This is a genomic window from Candidatus Magnetaquicoccus inordinatus, assembly GCF_004217665.1.
Lineage (GTDB): Bacteria > Pseudomonadota > Magnetococcia > Magnetococcales > Magnetaquicoccaceae > Magnetaquicoccus > Magnetaquicoccus inordinatus.
On record NZ_RXIU01000371.1, the window covers coordinates 1 to 1,982 of the forward strand.

Annotated in this window: 1 protein-coding gene; it reads right to left on the reverse strand. The window is 46.7% G+C overall.

Features of this window, described 5'->3' with window-relative positions; genetic code table 11:
- Positions 1–131: 131 nt before the first annotated feature.
- Entirely contained in the window at positions 132–1,427 is a 1,296-nt protein-coding gene (locus EJP87_RS15720; protein ID WP_130472796.1) for an OmpP1/FadL family transporter, read from the reverse strand.
- Positions 1,428–1,982: the final 555 nt, after the last annotated feature.

The following is a 1,982-nucleotide window of genomic DNA, read 5'->3' on the forward strand; positions in this document are numbered from 1 at the left end:
CATTCGCGCACGCCGCACAGATTTGTGCCCCGCAGGGGCACTCTTTGGGAGGGCGGACGCCCGACATGCACAGTTTCGCTTGTGGCAACAGTGAAGAAATTGGCAAATGCGATTGCCCTGCTGATGTGCGCCTAAAAGCGATAGCTCCAACTGATTTCCAATTCGTTTTGATACATATTTAACGAACCGGTTTGTGTTGGTGTGTTGGGGTTGGTACCGTTGACTCTTTTTTCAAAAGCATGGGTGGCGGCCAGATTGAGGCTGTTGTTGGCATCCATGTTCCAACTGGCACCCATGGTAAGATGTTGTGTCACTGTGGCCGGGGCCAGGATGTTGAACAAGGCTTGCTGTCCTGGAATAACCTCGTTGGAAATGCTGAAACCGGCCCGATAAGTCCAATCTGGATTGGCTTGCCATTGCAGACCCAGCTTATAGATGGTCATATCATCCCAGCCAAAGCCTAGACCATTTTTGGTGCCGAGAATGATTGAACCGGGAGGCATTGGTACTCCATTATTGTTGCCCACAGCAGCAATTTCACTGAAGCGAATATGCTGCACATCCATGGCAACGGTAACCTCCGGGATCGGTTTGACAGCTATACCTGCCTGCATAATCGAGGGAATATCAAAGTCTCCACCATCCGCAAACAAGCCTTTATATTTGTCAAACGCGGTCATGTACAGCCGACTTTGATAAGAGGCTCCCAAGGCCAAACTCTCCGTAGGGGTCCAATACCAACCCAACTTGATGCCTCCACCGTAAGAATAATCATAACCGTTATTGGTCACCGAATCAGGAGCATTAGAATAGGGCTTGAAAGGTTGCAACCCTTCGATACTGACCCGCTGCACGGAGAACACCGGTGCGATACCCAGAGTATGTTGTGCATCAATTTTTTGGGCATAATTCAAACCGATAAATATTTGTGCCATATCAATACCGGTTGGAGAGCTGGCAACGGTGGCTGCATTGCCGGGAGTGGCAAAGTTGCGAAATACCGCTATGTCATATTGGGTATTCATGCCGCCGTTACCGCCGATGCTGAGGCCGATAGCGCGTTCATTATCGAGCATCTTGTTCCAGCCAAAATGGGGTACCAGAAAAAAATCATCATCTTTTTCAAAAGTGCCGACCGGTATGGTCGGTGTACCTCCCGCACCGCTTGGCTGATCGGCCGTAAATCCCCGAGCAGGCATGAACAAAGCGACACCGGCATCATAACGGTTGCCTACATGGGCCATGAGAGCAGGATTAACAGCCGTGTCCATGGCATTTTGTGGGACAGCGACTCCGGCGCCAGCCATTGCCTTGTTGGCGGTACCAAAACCGGTAGCAAAATAACCATTAGTCGCATGACATATTTCTGCACTCATAGTGAAAAGAAGGGAGAGGGGCAACAGTAATTTTTTTCCTGTGTTGTTCATATATTCAATTATTCCTCCCTGAAGAGACGGTAAAGGCGGTATGCGGTTATCTCTAGAAATAGATCATAACTTTCAAATATTGCATTTTATGAAAACTTTGTCAAAACATAATTACAGCTTCAATACTGTTTCTCTTTGTGCAAGATGAGAAGTAAGCGTTCCCACTTTCCCAGCGACTTAACTGTTCAGAATAGTGAGAGTATTTTAGAACATAATTATTATGTGAATTTAGATGGGTACATTGAGGAGGAATGAAGGTTTGCACAAAATCACTGCTGATATGGGTTTTGATAATGCGGATAGGAGGCGGCAGGGTAATATTAATTGGCCTCCTATCCAGTTTGACCGTTGTGTATGGCTTATAACTTGCCCGTGAACGCTACTACTGTTGTTAGGTTTGCGTGCAACAGTGCTTTTTGCACAATATATTGGTTGCACAGTACAATCGATAAAACAACTTGCTTGGTAACGAAAAACCGTAAGCGTCCATTTCTCCCCAGGGTATCCATTTATTTTGAGAGGTGAGACCATCCCAGAAAACACATTTTTCAGGAG

Bases quoted from the DNA above. Each gene is read 5' to 3' on its own strand.
- EJP87_RS15720 (WP_130472796.1), bottom strand. From the start codon at position 1,427: ATGAACAACACAGGAAAAAAATTACTGTTGCCCCTCTCCCTTCTTTTC.